The 17,221-nt window shown below is 62.0% G+C and carries 13 protein-coding genes; 7 read left to right on the plus strand and 6 right to left on the minus strand.

Annotated elements, in window-relative coordinates; all coding sequences use genetic code 11:
• Positions 1-411: 411 nt before the first annotated feature.
• From NLM32_RS26850 to NLM32_RS26880, 7 genes are all read left to right on the plus strand, one after another.
• Positions 412-816 carry a globin gene (locus tag NLM32_RS26850; RefSeq protein WP_254131842.1) on the plus strand — a complete coding sequence of 135 codons (405 nt, stop codon included), beginning with the start codon at positions 412-414 and terminating at the stop codon, positions 814-816.
• 139 nt (positions 817-955) lie between these two features.
• Entirely contained in the window at positions 956-1,978 is a 1,023-nt protein-coding gene (locus NLM32_RS26855) for a sugar ABC transporter substrate-binding protein (RefSeq protein WP_148753658.1), read from the plus strand.
• A gap of 23 nt (positions 1,979-2,001) precedes the next feature.
• Positions 2,002-3,504, plus strand: a complete 1,503-nt coding sequence (locus NLM32_RS26860; RefSeq protein WP_254131843.1) for a sugar ABC transporter ATP-binding protein — start codon at positions 2,002-2,004, stop codon at positions 3,502-3,504.
• A gap of 12 nt (positions 3,505-3,516) precedes the next feature.
• Positions 3,517-4,545, plus strand: coding sequence for an ABC transporter permease (locus NLM32_RS26865; protein WP_254131844.1), 1,029 nt, complete (start codon positions 3,517-3,519; stop codon positions 4,543-4,545).
• A gap of 402 nt (positions 4,546-4,947) precedes the next feature.
• Positions 4,948-7,737: a UPF0182 family protein gene (locus tag NLM32_RS26870; protein ID WP_254135430.1), complete on the plus strand. Its 2,790-nt coding sequence runs from the start codon at positions 4,948-4,950 to the stop codon at positions 7,735-7,737.
• A gap of 250 nt (positions 7,738-7,987) precedes the next feature.
• Positions 7,988-8,206 (plus strand): hypothetical protein, encoded by a 219-nt coding sequence (locus NLM32_RS26875; protein ID WP_254131845.1) that lies wholly within the window; start codon positions 7,988-7,990, stop codon positions 8,204-8,206.
• Positions 8,207-8,377: 171 nt separating this feature from the next.
• Positions 8,378-9,202 (plus strand): hypothetical protein, encoded by an 825-nt coding sequence (locus NLM32_RS26880; RefSeq protein ID WP_254131846.1) that lies wholly within the window; start codon positions 8,378-8,380, stop codon positions 9,200-9,202.
• Between the two features lie 42 nt (positions 9,203-9,244).
• On the opposite strand, the gene NLM32_RS26885 is transcribed toward NLM32_RS26880, so the two are convergent.
• The 6 genes from NLM32_RS26885 to NLM32_RS26910 all read right to left on the minus strand — a co-directional run bounded on the left by NLM32_RS26885 (position 9,245) and on the right by NLM32_RS26910 (position 17,219).
• Entirely contained in the window at positions 9,245-9,934 is a 690-nt protein-coding gene (locus NLM32_RS26885; RefSeq protein WP_254131847.1) for a class I SAM-dependent methyltransferase, read from the minus strand.
• 9 nt (positions 9,935-9,943) lie between these two features.
• Positions 9,944-13,291 carry an adenylate/guanylate cyclase domain-containing protein gene (locus NLM32_RS26890; RefSeq protein WP_309144861.1) on the minus strand — a complete coding sequence of 1,116 codons (3,348 nt, stop codon included), beginning with the start codon at positions 13,289-13,291 and terminating at the stop codon, positions 9,944-9,946.
• A 134-nt stretch (positions 13,292-13,425) separates the two neighbouring features.
• The gene (locus tag NLM32_RS26895) at positions 13,426-14,508 is read right to left on the minus strand and encodes an ABC transporter ATP-binding protein (protein ID WP_254131849.1); all 1,083 of its coding nucleotides are present in this window, start codon (positions 14,506-14,508) and stop codon (positions 13,426-13,428) included.
• Positions 14,501-15,481 (minus strand): ABC transporter ATP-binding protein, encoded by a 981-nt coding sequence (locus NLM32_RS26900; protein ID WP_254131850.1) that lies wholly within the window; start codon positions 15,479-15,481, stop codon positions 14,501-14,503. The genes NLM32_RS26895 and NLM32_RS26900 overlap by 8 nt, the downstream gene beginning before the upstream one ends.
• Positions 15,478-16,299 (minus strand): ABC transporter permease, encoded by an 822-nt coding sequence (locus tag NLM32_RS26905; protein ID WP_254131851.1) that lies wholly within the window; start codon positions 16,297-16,299, stop codon positions 15,478-15,480. The genes NLM32_RS26900 and NLM32_RS26905 overlap by 4 nt, the downstream gene beginning before the upstream one ends.
• A complete protein-coding gene (locus tag NLM32_RS26910; RefSeq protein ID WP_254135431.1) occupies positions 16,296-17,219 on the minus strand; it encodes an ABC transporter permease in 924 nt (307 codons plus the stop codon). The genes NLM32_RS26905 and NLM32_RS26910 overlap by 4 nt, the downstream gene beginning before the upstream one ends.
• Between the last annotated feature and the right edge of the window lie 2 nt (positions 17,220-17,221).

Genomic DNA, 17,221 nt, shown 5'->3' on the forward strand with positions numbered 1-17,221 from the left:
TGGTTGGGGAGGCGCAAACTCTCAAAAAATGTGATCAGCGGACCCCATTGAAGGCGGACCTCCAGCATTTGAGGCAGTTCGGCCACCCTCGCCGATCCGCAGATTTCTTATATTTGTCATATGCTTATGGGGTAAAAAGCCCGAACATTTCGTCAACTGCTCGAATTTTGAACAATCGTTGCCGAAAATGATGACAAGTGAGAAAAGTTGATCTAGCATCCCTCTTGCTCAGGCTAGCCGCGAGGTCAAAGTCTGGTGGTCCAAGTCTCGGGAGGAGCCCCTGGCGCGCAAAACGCAGCGTCGCCCCGCCAATCAAGATCAAATCTTAGAATCGGGGATAATAGGGTCGACACAATTTTTGAGCGGGGCTAGGGCCCCGCTCTTTTTTTGTCTTTCGCGGCTGATCGGCCGATGAGTGCTTCTCCCAACCTGATCGAGCAAAGTTTTGAGCTTGCAGCCTCGCGCTGCGCCGATCTCACGCCCCTCATCTATCAACGGCTGTTCAACGAACGTCCCGAAACGCGGGCGATGTTCCGTTCGCAGGGCAGCGAGTTGGTGATGGGATCAATGCTTGCCCTGACCATCGAGGCGATTCTCGACTTTGCCGGCGAGCGCCGTGGCCATTTCCGCCTGATCGCCTGCGAAGTCGTCTCGCACGACGGCTATGGCACGCCGCGCGAGCTGTTCATCGCCTTCTTCGCCGTCATCAGGGATACGCTGCGCGATCTGCTCGGCGACGAATGGTCAGCCGAGATGGCGCAGGCGTGGGACGCGCTGCTCGCCGAGATCGAGGTCTTCGCTGGCATCGCAGCGTAGCGCTTTGCGCTGCACCAACACGTGCCGCGACGATACCGACGTTGATTGTACGTTGAGTGGCATCAACTCTTGTGAGACACTTTCCGCCTCGGTAGCGCAATCAATGACGCGCCGACGATAAAATATATGGGAGCGAGCGATGTCCGGGACGAAAGATTTCTCGACGACGAGGCGCGATCTTCTTCAGGCGGCAGCAACCGCCGGCGCCGCGACTGCCATCCTCGGCAGCATGGGCATAAATCCAGCACTTGCAGCCGAAGTCGGACGATCCGAGAAGCCGCTGAAGGCGGCGTTCTCCAACGCAGGCCTCCAGGCGACCTGGTGCGCACAGGGCAAGCAGGCGGCGGAATTCTGGGGCAAGCTGTTCAATGTCGAGGTCACCTGGTTCGACGGCCAGCTCGACGCCGTGAAGCAGCGCGCGGCGATCGACAACATGGCCTCGCAGAAATGGGACTTCGTCGCCATCCAGGCCTTCGGTATCGGCACGCTCACCCAGCCCGTGCAGAAGATGATCGACGCCGGCACGCCTGTCATCGACATGGACACGCTGATTGCGCCGCTCGACCAGATCAACGTCCACTCCTTCCTCGCCCCCGACAACGAGTTCATGGGCGCCTCGGTGACGCAGGCGCTGTGCAACGCGATGGGCGGCAAGGGCAAGATCATCATGACCCAGGGCGCGCTCGGACACACCGGCGCGCAGGGCCGCGCCAAGGGCTTCAACAACGTCGTCAAGCAATTCCCCGGCATCGAGGTGCTCGACACCCAGCCGGCCGACTGGGACGTCTCCAAGACGGCACGGCTCTGGGAAACCTATTTGACCAAATATCCGCAGATCGACGCGGCGTTCTTCCACAATGACGACATGGCGCTCGCGGCCGCCAACATCATGAAGGCGCACAACCGCACCAATATCCTGATCGGCGGTGTGGACGCGATGCCGCCGGCAATCCAGGCGGTGAGCGAGGGCCGCATGTTCGCGACCGTCCGCAATCCGTCCTGCCGCATCCATGGCGGCGCGATCATCGCGGGCGTCGCGGCCGTCGCCGGTGGCGAGAAGAGCGGCCAGGGCATCCCCAAGAACGTCGTCACCGACGGTCCGGTCGTGACCAAGGCCAATGCCGCCGGCATGCAGTGGATGCAGGATCACTTCCTGATCTGAAATCCTCCAAGATCTGATCTTGCATGCCTGAGGGTCAACAGCCCATCCTGGAACTCCAGGGCATCACGAAGAGCTTCGGCGGCGTCGAAGCGCTTCGTGGTGTCGACTTCGCGCTTCTTCCCGGCGAGATCCATGGTCTTGTCGGCGAGAACGGCGCTGGCAAAAGCACGCTGATGAAGATCATCGCCGGCGTGCACACCGAATTCTCCGGCCGCTTCCTGGTCGACGGGGCGGAGACCCATTTCCGCTCGGCCCGCGATGCGCATGCGGCCGGCATCGCCATGGTGCATCAGGAGCTCTCTGTCGCGCCCGATCTGACGGTCGCGGAGAACGTCTTCCTCGGCAACCAGCCGACCAACCGCCTCGGCCTCGTGCAATGGCGGCGCATGGCGCGCGAGGCCGGCGAGCAGCTTTCGCGATTCGGCATCGACGTCGATCCGATGTCGCGGCTCGGCGATCTGCCGATCGGGCTGCAGCAGCTGATCGAGATCGCCCGCGTGCTGTTCTCCGGCGCCCGCATCGTCATTCTGGACGAGCCGACATCGGCCCTCTCCCCGCCGGAGGTCGAGCGGCTGTTTACGACGCTGCGGCGGCTGCGCGAGCAAGGCACCGCCATCGTCTTCATCTCGCATTTCATCGAGGACATTCTTCGCGTGTCCGATACGGTGACCGTGTTCCGCAACGGGCGGAAGGTCGCGGAAACGGCAAGCGCCGCGACCAGCAAGGGCGCGCTGATCGAGGCCATGATCGGCCGCGGCGGCGAAGCGCTCGAGCACAGCTACACGGACGATCTGATGCTGCCCAAGCCGAGCGACAGCTCGGTCGTGTTGAAGGTCGACCAACTGTCGCTGGCGCGCAGCCTCAACGACGTCTCCTTCGAGGCCCGCGCCGGCGAGGTGCTCGGCATCTACGGCTTCATGGGCTGCGGCCAGCAGGAGCTGTCCCGCATCCTGTTCGGCAAGCTGAAGCCGGACGCCGGAACGCTCGCCGTCGACGGCACGCAAAAATCCTTCGCGAGCACGGCGGCGGCGCGGCGCGCGGGCGTGGCGCTGGTGCCGGAAAGCCGGCGCGCCATGCTGTTTCACCAGGAGCCGGTCTTCAAGAACATCTCGATCAGCATCCTGGACCGCATCTCCTCGCTCTTGCTGAAGCCGGCGCAGGAGCGCGACATCGCGCAGCGCCAGGTCGAGCAGTTGCAGATCAGGCCGCCGGTGGTCGGCCTCGATCTCGGCATGCTCTCCGGCGGCAACCAGCAGAAGGTCGCGCTGGCGAAATGGCTCACCTATCCGCCCAAACTGCTGGTGCTGTGCGAGCCGACCCGCGGCATGGATGTCGGCGCCAAGAATGACGTCATCAACATCGTCCGCGACCTCCGCGCCAAGGGGCTCGCGATCATCGTGCTGTCGACCGAGCCGGAAACGGTGCTGTCGCTGGCCGACCGCATCCTCGTGCTCAAGCGCGGCGCGGTGGTGCGGGAATTCAAGAACGAGCCGGTCAGCAAAGACCGCCTGCTGGAGGCGGCGTGACGGAGAAGCACCATGGCGAGCAGTGAGACGGCACCAGCGGCGGGTCACCGCGCAAAGGGCCTTGCGCCCTTCCTGCGCTCGCAGATGCGCAACATCGCGCCGTTCCTGACGCTGATCTTCCTGTCCGCCTTCTTCGCCTTCGCCAGCCCCTCCTTCGCGACGATCGACAATCTCGGCAACATCCTGACGCAGGTGTCGGTGACCGGCATCATCGCCGTCGGCCTCACCTTCGTGATCCTCTGCGCCGAGATCGACCTGTCGATCGCCAGCATCGCCAATGTCACGGGCATCGCGGTCGCCTACTTCACGCTGCAGGAATCCTACGTCAACATTCCCAACATCCCCCTTCCCGGTGTCGCCGCGATCCTGCTGGCGCTGCTGCTCTGCGCGGCTCTCGGCCTCGTCAACGCGCTGGGGCTGACCGTGATCGGCATCCCCTCCTTCATCATGACGCTCGCCATGATGCAGATCGCGGCCGGCATCTCGGCGCTGCTGGTGCGCGGCCAGATCGCCTACAAGGTGCCGGGCCTGATCTCGACGCTCGGCTCCGGCTCGATCGGCGGCATCCCCTGGATCGTCATCGTCGCGGCCATCATGCTGCTCGGCGGGCACCTGGTGCTGACCTACACGCGCTTCGGCCGCTACGTCTACATGGTCGGGGGCAATCGCGAAGCGGCCGAATATTCCGGCCTCAACGTCAAGCTCATCCTCGGCGCCGTCATGGTGATCTCGGCGGTGTGCTCCGGCATCGGCGGCATGCTTGGCGTCGCCCATTTCGGCAGCGCGCAGCAGAACGAGTTCGACACCTATCTGCTCGACTCCATCGCCGCCGTCGTGGTCGGCGGCACCAGCCTGTTCGGCGGCCGCGGCGGCATCGGCAACACCATCGTCGGGCTGTTCGTTCTCGGTGTTCTCAATAACGGCCTCGACCACGTCAACATCGACAGCTTCCTGAAGATCCTGATCCGCGGCGTGATCCTGCTGGCGGCGCTGATCATCAACGTCTATGCGCAGCGCTTGCGAGATAAAGCGGCGGACTAGACGCCTTCAACGCAAAAGCGCGAAAACAACCCCATGCACAGTACGGATCATTGGGGACTTTCGCGTGGAGCAACCTGCGCCATTTCCGAAATTCAATTTGACACGTCGGGCAAAACAGGAGCACAATTCCATCATCGCGCCGATCGCGTGTCTCGGGAGCACTGAGCTCAAGCCGGGGACGAGCGGCTCTGTGGTTCGAGCCGCACGCGTCTCCTCAGGAGCTTGAATCACGGCTCGACGACCAAGCGGACAACACGCAGCCCCCAAGACCTCGCGCGCCCTCCGAGTTCGACGCGCCGTCTGGTGTGGGTACCCACCTGTTGTAGCCCGGCGGAGCAAAAAGCAGGTGCGGCGCCCCCCACGACAGGCGCGCCACGTCTGTCGTTCTGCTATAGTGTCATGATGACGATCGGGATTTCCGGACCCGAACGGAAGGCACCAGGGCGAGGCGCCGTGGTGGGATTCATCATCGCGGCCATCATCGCCGTAATCGGCCTGATCCTGCTCGCTCTCGCCGGCGACGTCCTGGTCGACTGGATGTGGTTCTCGTCGATCGGCTACAGGCAAATCTTCTGGACCACGATCGGCGCGAAAGCCGCCGTCTTCCTCGTTGTTTTCGCGGCGAGCGCCACCATCTTGTGGACAAACGCGCGCCTTGCACTTGGCCTCGCCGGGCGCCGACGCCGGTTGCCTGCCGCCTTCGCCCCGACGTTTGCGGCCGTCGTGACGCCGCCCGATCCGTTGGAATTCCTGCGCGAGCGGCTGCCCTGGCGCATTGTGATCGGCGCGGGCAGCGGCCTCTTCGCTCTGTTCGTCGCCTGGGGCGAAGTCGGCAGCTGGAGCACTCTGCTGCGCTTCATCTATCAGGTGCCCTACGGCACCAACGATCCCTTGTACGATAAGGATATCGGCTTCTACCTCTTCTCCCTGCCCGCCTTTGTGGCCGCGAAGAATTGGGCATTGCTGATGCTCTTCACGAGCGCACTGTTCGCCGGATCGATCTACTGGGTGTTTGGCGACATCGAAGACAGAGCCCAGCATATATCGCCGGCGGCGATCTCGCATGGTTCGGCGCTTCTCGGCCTCTTCTTTGGCGTGAAGGCGTTGTCCTACAGTCTCGACCGCTATCTCCTGCTGTACGGCGACAATGGCGTGGTGGTCGGTGCGGGCTTCACCGACGTCAATGTGGAGCTGCCGGTCCTGTGGCTGCTGATCGCACTTTCGATCGTCGCCGCCTTGGCGGCATGCGCGAACCTGTGGGTGCGAACCTACCGCCTTCCCACCGCCGCGATTGTGCTGCTGTTCGGCGGCGCCTTGCTGCTGTCGGGCATCGTCCCCGCGGTATTTCAGCGCTTCTACGTCGGGCCGAACGAGCTGGAATGGGAGCGACCCTACATCGAACGCAACATTGCCCTGACCCGCGAAGCCTACAATCTCAATCGGATCGTTCCGAAGCCGTTCCCTGCGGAACAGAACCTGACTTTCCGGACACTCGAGGCCAACAAGGCTACCATCGAAAATATAAGGCTGTGGGATTGGCAACCCTTGGCCGACACCTACGCGCAACTGCAGGAGATACGCACCTACTACAAACTGCGCGATCTCGATGTCGATCGCTACTGGTTAGGCGATACCTACCAAAGCGTGATGATCTCAGGCCGCGAGCTGAATTCCGCGCTGCTGCCATCCAACGCGCAAACCTGGGTCAACCGCCATATCCTGTTCACCCACGGCAATGGCGTGGTGATGAGTCCGGTCACCCAGAAGAGCGGTGAAGGACTTCCGCTGCTCTATCTGCACGACATTCCTCCGGTCGCGCACGGTGGTCCCGCCATTCATGAACCGCGCATCTATTACGGCCAGCAGACCGAGGACTACGTCATCGTCAAGGGAACCGTGCCGGAGTTCGATTATCCCAAGGGAAAGGACAATGTCTACGCGTCCTATGACGGCTCCGGCGGCGTGCCGCTGTCGGGCATGGTGCGGAGACTGATCTTCGCCCACCATTTCAACGATGTGAACCTGGTGCTGTCAGACTACATCGGCGACGACAGCCGGATCATGATCCGGCGCAACATCCAGAAGCGGGTCGGCACGATCGCCCCGTTCCTCGCGCTCGATCGCGATCCCTATCTGGTCGTCAGCGAGGGCCGGATGTTCTGGATGCAGGACGCCTACACGACGAGCGAATATTTTCCCTACGCACAGCCTGCGCCCGGCCTCAACCTCAACTATATCCGCAATTCGGTGAAGGTCGTGATCGACGCCTACAACGGCACCGTCGACTTTTACCTGATGGACCCGGCGGACCCGATCGCCGCGACCTATCGACGAATCTTCCCGGACCTGTTCAAGCCGTTCGCGGCCATGCCGTCCGATCTTCAGAAGCACATTCGCTATCCCGAAGACCTCTTCCTGATCCAGGCGCGGCTCTTCCAGACCTACCACATGGAAGCGGCCGATGTTTTCTATAACCGCGAGGACCTCTGGCAATTTCCGCGTCAGCCGGCCGGTGACGGCGTCTCTTCAATGGACGGCATCACCGCGATGGCCCCTTACTACATCATCATGCGGCTGCCCGGAGAGGCACAAGCCGAGTTCTTCATCATGATCCCGATGGTGCCGAGCCGTCGCGACAACATGATCGCATGGCTCGCCGCGCGCTGCGACGAGCCCGGCTACGGCAAGCTGGTCGTGTACGAATTTCCCAAGGAGAAGCTGGTCTACGGACCGTTCCAGATCGAGGCGCGAATTCATCAGAACACCGAGATCTCCCAACAGATATCGCTGTGGAACCAGATGGGGTCGCGGGTGATCCGGGGAAATCTGCTCGTGATCCCGATCGAGAATTCGATTCTCTACGTGTCGCCGCTGTATCTGCGGGCCGAGCAAGGACATTTGCCGGAGCTCAAGCGGGTGATTGCCGCCGATGGCGAGCATGTCGTCATGAGGGAAACACTTGCTGAGGCCCTGTCGGCACTCTTCGTGGACGACGGAGCTGCGTCGGCGCCGGCTGCGACCGCGGAATCGCCCGGCGATGAGGCCGCGGCAAGGCGCGCGCAGGAGGCGCTCGATCACTACAATCACGCCATGGAGCGGTTAAAATCCGGCGATTGGACAGGCTTTGGCAAAGAGATCGGCCTGATGCGCGGCATTTTGGAGGATATTCGCCGGCAATCGGGTAGCCGCTGATTGACCCATCAGCGGATTTTGGGCCATCCGTGCACTTGGAAACGCCCAAGAGTTGCAAAGTGTTGGACGCTCGTTGCAAGTCCAACCGCTGCATGCCAAGCTCTGCCACGAGGGGCGCCCTGCACCATCCATTTGCACGGCTTCGCGCGATAAAGTTTGCCGCGTTGCGAACATTGGCTCGACAACGGGGTGTTCCTCGATGAGCGAGGTCGTAGTAGCTTGAGACATTGTTCAATCAGGAGTGGATTTCATGGCTAAGGAAAAGGACGAGGGCGTTCCTCTCGCCAAGGATTTTGTTGCGGTTCGTGTCAACGTGACCTCGTCGCAACTGGACCAGGTCCTCTCGGCGCTCGGCATTGCAGCGAAGCATAGGGCCAGTTTTGCTGCCGGCAGCGTGTTCATCGTGCAGAAGAGGAAGCCTGCGGCGAAAAAGAAAGCGCAGCGGCGGCCAGTGAAGAAAAAGAAGTAGGCGTGACCGAAGTTGACAAGTGACTGGAAGCTTACGTCGGTTCTTAGACGCTCGGGATCGTTCAAACGGTCTCGATGGATCAAGCGCCCAGCCTTTGAGGGAGATGTTGGCGCGTTCAAGCTCCTCGCAAGTGAAGCGCCCATCTCCCTGGAACACCCATCCGGCAGGTCGATGGCGGTCCTGCCGGGTGACATTTTTGTTGCGACGCCCGGTCATCGCGAGTCGACCCGATGGGTGGTCGGTGGCGTTCCCAAGGAGGGCCTCCTTCCGGACAAGGAGTATTCGGTCCTGTCGAGCTGCGGCATTGTCGGCGAGTTGATCGGTTCGTCTTCGCAACGGAAAAGCCCGCTCGGCAAGGTCGAGTTTCTCGGAACGTTGGGATCGCAAAAGGCGAATATTCGGGATTTTTCGGCTATCAACGACGAAGAAGGCTCTGACAAGGGCGCAGAGCTCTATCTGATCGTGGGCACTTCCGCAGAAGTTGGAAAAACGACGGCCGGGCTCACAATCCTACGGTCGCTTCTTCATCAGGGTCATTCGAAGATCGCGGTCCTCAAGGCCACCGGTACCTCGTCCATCGTCGAGCTTTTAACCTACCGGGATTTCGGAGCTTACACGACGATGGATTGCGTCGACTTCGGCCTTCCCACGACGTATCCCTCCGAGAGAAGCGATATCGCGCCGGTATTTGATCGCGCCATCCGGCATATGCTCGGATTGCCCGCAGAAGCCGTGTTGATCGAGTGCGGCGGCGACATCCTGGGTGCAAACGTTCCTGTCTTCCTCGAACGTCTCAAGAAAGCGCGCCCCGTTGACAAGCTCGTGCTCGTCGCGCCGGATTCACTGGCGGCCTTTGGCGGCCTCCGTATCCTGGATAAGATGGGCTACGCGGTGGATCTGCTGACTGGCCCCTGTACCGACACGCCGACCCTGCTGGAAAGGACACAGAAACTGTGTGGGGTCAAAGCGATGAATATGCTGGGGCCACGTCCTTGATGGTGGGTTCGGGCTCACGCGCCAAGGCGCGACGATCATGCTTTAGTCACGCGCCTTCACGCGCGCGCTGACCGCCCAGAAATGTCTAAGTCGAGTTATGCGTACGCGATCGCAATGTTCCGAAAGCGAGTGCCTTAGACCATCATCGTCAGGATAATTCTTGACGATCTCATAGAGCACGTCGTCCTTGCCCACCCTGATCTCATATCTATCTCCAGATCGATCATGCCTCGACATCGGGTTCTTCGCCGCATCCTTGCGATAGGCCTCATCGACGAGCAGGAGCTTTGCGCCCGGCGCAAGTCGCGACAAGAATTGCGCGATGAACCTGCCCTGCTCCTGCTTCTTCAGATGTGACCACCAAAGCACCGCGATCCCGACTTCGAATTGGGTCTCGAATGCGGGCAGGCGGAATGCGTCCGCTGTTACGAACGAAACCTCCGAACCGAGGCGCCGTCCGGCTGCAACGGCCAATGTATTGGCATTGTAGTCAGTGGCGACGACCAGCCTGGCGGACCGGGAACATACCTGTGTCCAATAGCCCGTGCCTGCGGCTATCTCCAACACCGTCTTTCCGTTGACGTGCCGCGTGACCCATCTGCGCAGCCAGGCAAGGTCTGACTGACGCCGGCGCAGTTTGTAGATGTCATCGTACTCGAACGCTCGATGCTTGTAGTATGCCTTGAGCGCGCCCGAGCCTCTGCGGATCATGACTCCGCTCGATTTCAGCATAGGAATGCCTCAGCCCTCTGAATGATTCTCGGACAGGCACGGCGCGCCGATGACGGCCGTTATCTGCGCGAGAAGCTCTGAGGCCACCCTGAATTCCGACATCGATTGACCTTCGGTCAAGCCAGCCAAAGCTGGCAAAAGAACCTCGTACGCTGCGTCGACTCTTCCTTCGGCATGCCAGCATCTTGCCTGAGCGGTGGCGGCCCTCAACTCCCAGAGCCTTGCTCCCTGCTTCCTGGCTATCGCGATGGCTTCGGCGAGCCACAGATCTCTTTCGCCGACCTTTGCGGCGCAAACCAGAGCCCGCATTCGCATGATCTCGGACTTGCACCAAATCTCGCCCGTCTGCTCCACCAGGTGGAACGCTCTCTCCAGCAGCAAGGACGCCTCGGCACCCTGTCCCTGCTCGTGGTGCACTTCCGCGGCCGCCGCCATGAACAACGGGAGGATGACCGAGTGGCCAGCTTCGTGCAGCTCCGCAATATGGCTCCGCATGGCTTCCAGATGAGTTGTGGAGGGTTCCATCCGCGACAACGCCCACGAGTGGAAAAAGCCGCCTTCACGCGACCCGAGGAAGGTTTCGTGGTCCTTGTTGACTTCCAGAAGTCGTCCGGAAAGCGCTGCGCAGCCCTCCACGTCCCTCCACATGATACGCTGTACGCAGGCTCTCCTGACGGCGAGCACCAGCGTTATGACATGATTGAGCGATTCCGCATGCCTCACGCCTTTCATTGCCGTTTCGCATCCGGATTCAGGATAGCCCATCGCGGTCTGCGACATTCCGACTATCGTATACATGGACGCCTTCATGTCCCGACTGGCCAAATTGGCCTCAGGGCCATCCCGATCGACCTCGTAGTCGGTCAGTAATCTGGAGAGGACGTCGCAGGTCTCGCTGAATTCTCCGCGAATGAAATGAGCCAATCCGGCGGCCCGGAACGACATCATCCGCGACTGGGAGTCGGCCAGTCTTGCGTCCTGGTGAAGCTCTCTGATGTCAGCGGCGCATCGCGCCAGGCTGTCCGCATCGGAATGAGTAAAATAATGATTGATCAGACCATCATGGACTCTGAGGAGAGATATCGCATCACCGGTCTGAAGGCTCAGTTTGCGAGCTCGCTCATAGCAGGTGAGGACCTCCTCGCTGCCAGATCCACGCAGATCTATCAGTGCCCGCCCGAGCTGCAATTGCAAGAACAGCTCCCGTTCAGCACTCTGTGCCTCCGACGGAAGCAGGTCTTGCTGACGAAGCGCATTCTTCAAATGGCTGGCTTTCTCGGCCAGCGCGGAGCGACCGGATGCTTTTTCTGCAGCGAGCAAGTAGTACTTGATCGATCGGTCCGGCTCGCCGGCTTCTTCAAAATGAAACGCCAGTACCTCCGCGTTCGTAATCGGACTATGCTCAGCGGCTTTCTCCAACACTTCGGCAAGGCGTAGATGCAGCTGGCGTCTGCGAGTACGTAAAATGGAGTCATAAGCTGCGTTCTGAACCAGGGCGTGCTTGAACGAATAAGAGCTGTCTGGCACGCGCCCGCGACCATGCACGAGCCCCGCCGCAGTCAACTCGTCCAGCGCGGCAATCAGGGCGCCCTCATCCAGGTCACCGATGCTGTTGAGGACGTCGAACGAAAACTCTCGCCCGATCACCGAAGCAGTCTGGGCCACTTCCTTGGCACTCGGATAACGATCCAATCGCGCGGTCAAGGAGGCATGCAGCGAAGGAGGCACCAAGGACGTATATCCCGCACCACCCTTGAGCTGGTCCAGCTGGCTCTCCAAAACCGACTTGGTCAACTCCTCGATATGCAACGGCACGCCATCAGAGCGGGATATGATTTCATCGATGACTTCTGCCGGAAGGGCGTGCTCGCCGGATACGGCATCGACCAGCAACGCTGCATGCCGCCGATCAAACCCGGTCAAGATCAAGTCGGTGACCTGCGGACGGGTAATCCAGGGCGGCCGGAATTCCAGACGACTGCTGGCAATCAACATCAGGGGAAATTGATCGATTTCGTCGATCAACCTGTCGATCAGATCCAGCGTAACTTGATCCGCCCAATGCAGGTCTTCAAAGACAGCCAACCTGGCGGATTGAGACGCCTGCATTCTCAGCAGCCGAATGATCGACGCCAGGGTCATGTCCCTTTTCCTGCGCGCCGGCAAATCGGGCGGCAGTCCTGGCGTTGGCATCGCAATCGAAAGGAGGTCGCCGATCAGAAAAGCATCGGCTTCCGTAGCACCATATTCATCGAGGAGACGCGCCAGTTTCTCCGCCCTGACCGGCATGGAATCTCCGCCTTCGATCTTCGCTGCGAGCTCGATATGGCGGATGATCGGGTAAAGCGGTGCGTCCTGTTGGTGTGGTGAACATGAGAACTGCAGCGGCGGAAATCGATCTCCTTCCTGGCTCGCACGCTCAAGGACTGAAATGAGTCTGGATTTTCCGACGCCTGCTTCGCCGATCAAGAAACAGACCAGCCCCTGACCGGCGACGACCTGCTCCCATCGACGCAGAAGCAGGCCCTTTTCGTCTGCTCGGCCGATGAGCGGCGTCTCGCTTGAACGGAGCGCCTTGAAACGGCTCTCGATGACATTTTCCTTGGTCACCGCCCAAGCGGTGACCGGACCCTTCAGGCCTTTCAGATCCAAGGGGCCGACACGTCGGTACTGAAACATCTCACCGATAAGTCGACGCGTAGCCTCGTCGATAACCATCTCACCTGCCTCGGCGACGGCTTGTAGCCTGGCTGCGAGATTGGGAGTTTCTCCGACCGCAGTCTGGGAATCCCTATCCCCCTCCACGATGGCGCCGATAACGGCTATGCCCGTTGCGATTCCAACGCGACAATTAAGCGAACCGGGAGGTCCCGCAGGGCTGCTCAGATGATGAACGGCCTCAACCGCAAGCAAGCCGCTTCGCACGGCGCATTCGGCATCGTCCTCGTGTGCACTTGGATAGCCAAAATACGCAAGGATGCCATCGCCAATGTAGCGAGCGACGTATCCTCCGTTTTTCGAAACCAGGTTCGTGACACATTCGTGGTGAGCGGAGATCGCCTCTCGCAAATCTTCCGGATCGAGCCTCGTTCCAAGCGATGTCGACCCGACCAGGTCAACGAACATGACCGTCAGCCGGCGCCGCTCGACTTGGGGCTTTGCGACGGCTTCGGGAGCACCTGCTCCGCGATCTCCAGAAAATTCTTTGGCGCTCGTCTGACCGCATTCAGAGCAAAATCGCGCGCCCGCAGCGTTCTGGTGTCCGCATGAACCGCATTGCCACGAAAGTGGCATGCCGCAATCGCGGCAAAACTTCGAGCCAGCAGCAACACGCAACCCACAGCGGGAGCAGAGCATATCAACCTGCTAATCCGATCGGTAAAAGGCCTGACCCTTTCCAAAAGTCTAGATTCCAGCAGACCTGCTGTCACGTGTCAGGAGAAGCGTACGGAGACAATTATGCAATTATTACGCCTCGGCAGCACCGCGTACTAAGGCGCGGGCTGGGCTTGCGCTCCGTCCGGGGGATGACCGCTTCCCTTCGAGACCACCGCCACCTGCCCCGCAATCTCCTCAGCTCGCCAGCACCGCACCGCGTGCCCATCCTGCCGCGTCTCCAGCACCGGCCCCGGCTCTCTCCGACACACCGCCTCCGCATACCGACATCGCGGGCTGAAGGCACATCCGTTCGGCGGATTGAGAGGATTGGGCAAGTCGCCGCCAGTCGTCGCCAGCGGTGCATGGTGCAAGGGATCGGGGATGGCCGCGATCAGCGCTTGCGTATAGGGGTGCGCCGGGCGTTCGAAAATTTCGCGCCAGTCGCCGTTCTCGACGATGCGGCCGAGATACATCACGGCGACCCGGTCGCTCATGTGCTCGACGACGCCGAGGTCGTGGCTGATCATGATGTAGGAGAGACCGAGCGTCTCCTTCAGCTCCAGCAGCAGATTGATGATCTGGGCCCGGATCGAGACGTCGAGCGCCGAGACCGGCTCGTCGCAGATGACGATCCTGGGGTTGAGGATCAGCGCGCGGGCGATGCCGATGCGCTGGCGCTGGCCGCCGGAGAATTCGTGGGGGTAGCGGTCGGCCTGTTCGGGTCGCAGCCCGACATGGCGCAGCATGGTCGCGACGCGGTCCTCGATCTCGCTTCTCGCGGTCACGCCATGCACGCGCAGGGGATCCTCCAGCGTGCGACGAACGGTCTGGCGCGGATTGAGGGAGGCGTAGGGATCCTGGAAGACGATCTGGACGGTCCGGGCGAGCGATTTGCGGTCGCCGGATTGCCTGTTGGTCACAACCTGCCCGTCCAGCACGATGCGGCCGCGCGTCGGGGTGAGGAGACCAAGGATCGACAGGGCGACCGTTGATTTGCCGGAGCCGGACTCGCCGACAAGGCCGAGGCATTCGCCGCGCTTCAGCTTGAGATCGACACCGTCGACGGCACGGAGCACCCGCCGGCCGCGGCCGAGCAGGCCGCCGCCAATCGGAAAATGAACCGCGAGATCCTCGACGCTGAGGATGAGATCGTCGTCCGCCCTTCCTTCGCCCGGTCTGCTCTGGGGTTCATGCATGGTGATGACACCTCACCAAACCGCCCGACTCCAGAACATCCGCCGCCGGCACGACGCTCCTGCAAATCTCGGTCGCGTTGGCGCAGCGCGGATTGAACCGGCAGCCATCAGGGAAGTTCGTGATGGCCGGGACGACGCCCGCGATCTCCTTGAGCCTGCTGCGGCCAAGTGCTGCGCGGCTGCCGAGCCGCGGCAGCGAGTCGACCAGGCCCCGCGTATAGGGATGCGAGGGCGCCCGGAAGATCTCGGCGGAGCCGCGCTCCTCGACGATGCGGCCGGCATACATCACGGCGACGCGGCGGCAGACATTGGCGACCAGGCCGAGATCGTGGCTGATCATCAGGATCGCCGTGCCGCGTTCGGCGCAGAGATTGCGCATGAGCTCGATGATTTCGGCCTGCACGGTCACGTCGAGCGCGGTGGTCGGCTCGTCCGCGATCAGGAGATCCGGACCGCAGGCCAGCGCAATGGCGATCATGACACGCTGGCGCATGCCGCCGGAGAGCTGGTGCGGGTAATCGTTCACGCGCCGCTCCGGCGCAGGCACGCGGACGCTGGCCAGCGCCTCGACCGCGAGCTGGTTGGCCTCCCGCCAGCTCTTGCCCTTGTGCAGCACGAACATCTCGGCGATCTGGCGTCCGACGGGCGAGACCGGGTTGAGCGCCGTCATCGGCTCCTGGAAGATCATGGCGATGCGATTGCCGCGCAGGTCGCGCTGGGCGGCCGCGGACAGGTGCTGGATCTCGCGCCCGTCAAACCGGATGACGCCGCTTCCGATCGACAAGGGCGGCCGCAGCAGGCCGATCAAGGCCAGCGCCGTGATGCTCTTGCCGCAGCCGGACTCGCCGACCAGGCCAAAAGTCTCGCCGCGATCGATGCGGAACGAAATGCTCTCGGCCGCCGCAACGCGTTTCGTTCCATCGTCGAGATCGATGCGGAGATCCTCGACTTCGATCAGGGGCGCGCCGGTCATGTGCGCCGGCTCCGCGACTGGGGATCGAGAATGTCGCGCAGGCCGTCGCCGACCAGATTCAAGCCGAGCACCGTCAGGAAGATGGCCAGCCCCGGGAAGATCGAAAGCCACGGCGCCGTCGTGATCTGGTCGCGGGCATCCGACAGCATGCTGCCCCAGCTCGGAAACGGCGGCCGAACGCCGAGCCCAAGGAACGACAAGGCGGCCTCGGAGAGAACCGCGCTACCCATGCCGAGCGTGCCGATGACGACGATCGGTCCCAGCATGTTCGGCAGCAACTGCGTGATCATGATGCGGAGATCGCCGTAGCCGAGCACGGTGGCGGCCTGCACATAGCCCTGGCTTCGAAGCGACAGTGCCGAGGCCCGCGCGATCCGGCAGGTGAAGGACCAGTTGGTGAGGCCGAGCGCAATCAGGAGACTGGTCAGGCCGGGGCCAAGCACCGCCATGATGGCCAGCGCGAAGATCAGCGAGGGGATCGCCAGCATGACGTTGGTCAGGGCGTTGACGACATCGTCCCACCAGCCGCCCCAATAGCCGGCGCTGAGGCCCAGCGCGACGCCGATGACGCTGTTGATGAGCTGCGAGACGATGCCGACCGTCAGTGAGACGCGGGCGCCGTAGACGACGCGGGAATAGATGTCGCGGCCCTGGTCGTCGGTGCCGAACCACCAGGTCCAGCTCGGCGGCTCCTCCGCATTCATGAGGTTGGCGTCCAGGACCGGATCGGTGTGCGCCAGCCAGGGCGCGAGCACGCCGACCAGGATGGCGAGCGCAAACAACGCGCCGCCAATGATGAGGTTGGCGCGCAGCTTCATGCGTATCTGATCCTGGGATCGATCACGCCGTAGAGCAGATCGATCAGCAAATTGATCGCGAGGAAGGCCAGCACGACCACGAGAATGGAGCCCTGGACGGCGGGAATGTCGCGCTGCAGGACGCTGTCGACCAGCAGCGAGCCGATACCCGGCCAGGAGAACAGCTTCTCGACGACGACCGCCTGCCCCATCAGCCCGCCGAATTGCAGGCCGACGGTGGTGAGAATGATGACGAGCGCGTTGCGCATGACGTGCCACTTCACCACGCGCGTCTCGCTCATTCCCTTTGAGCGCGCGGTGCGGACGAAATCAGCCGTCATGATCTCGAGGACGGCGGCGCGCGTGGTCCGGGCAAACAGCGCCATCGGCGAGACGCCGAGCGTCAAGGCCGGCAGCAGCAGATATTTCAGGCTGCCATCGCCGTAGCCGAAACTCGGCAGCCAGCCGAGCTTCAACGCAAAGACGTACATGATCACCAATCCGAGCCAGAATTTGGCGATGGAAAGGCCGGACACCGCCACGACCATTGCGAGCGTGTCGACGAGACCGCCCGGCCGCAATGCGGCGACGAAACCGAGCGGCACGCCGAGCAGAACCGCAAATGCCATGGCCGTGAAGATCAGCTGCAACGTCGGCCAGGCCCGCTTGGCAATCATCGATGTCACCGGCTCGCGCGTCCGGAACGAGGTGCCGAAATCACCGGTCGCCAGCTTGGCGATGTAATTGCCGAAGCGCACATAGACGGGATCGTTCAGGCCGAGCTGCTGCTTCAGGCGCAGCTCGACCTGGGGATCGACGTCGTCGCTCATGGTCGAGGCGATGCTGCCGGGAACGACGCTGAACAGCACGAAGACCAGCAGCACGACGGCCAGCACGGTCGGAATGGTCTGCAGGAGGCGACGGATCAGGAAGGAGAGCATCG

The sequence above is a fragment of the Bradyrhizobium sp. CCGUVB14 genome, assembly GCF_024199935.1.
Classification (GTDB): Bacteria; Pseudomonadota; Alphaproteobacteria; order Rhizobiales; family Xanthobacteraceae; genus Bradyrhizobium.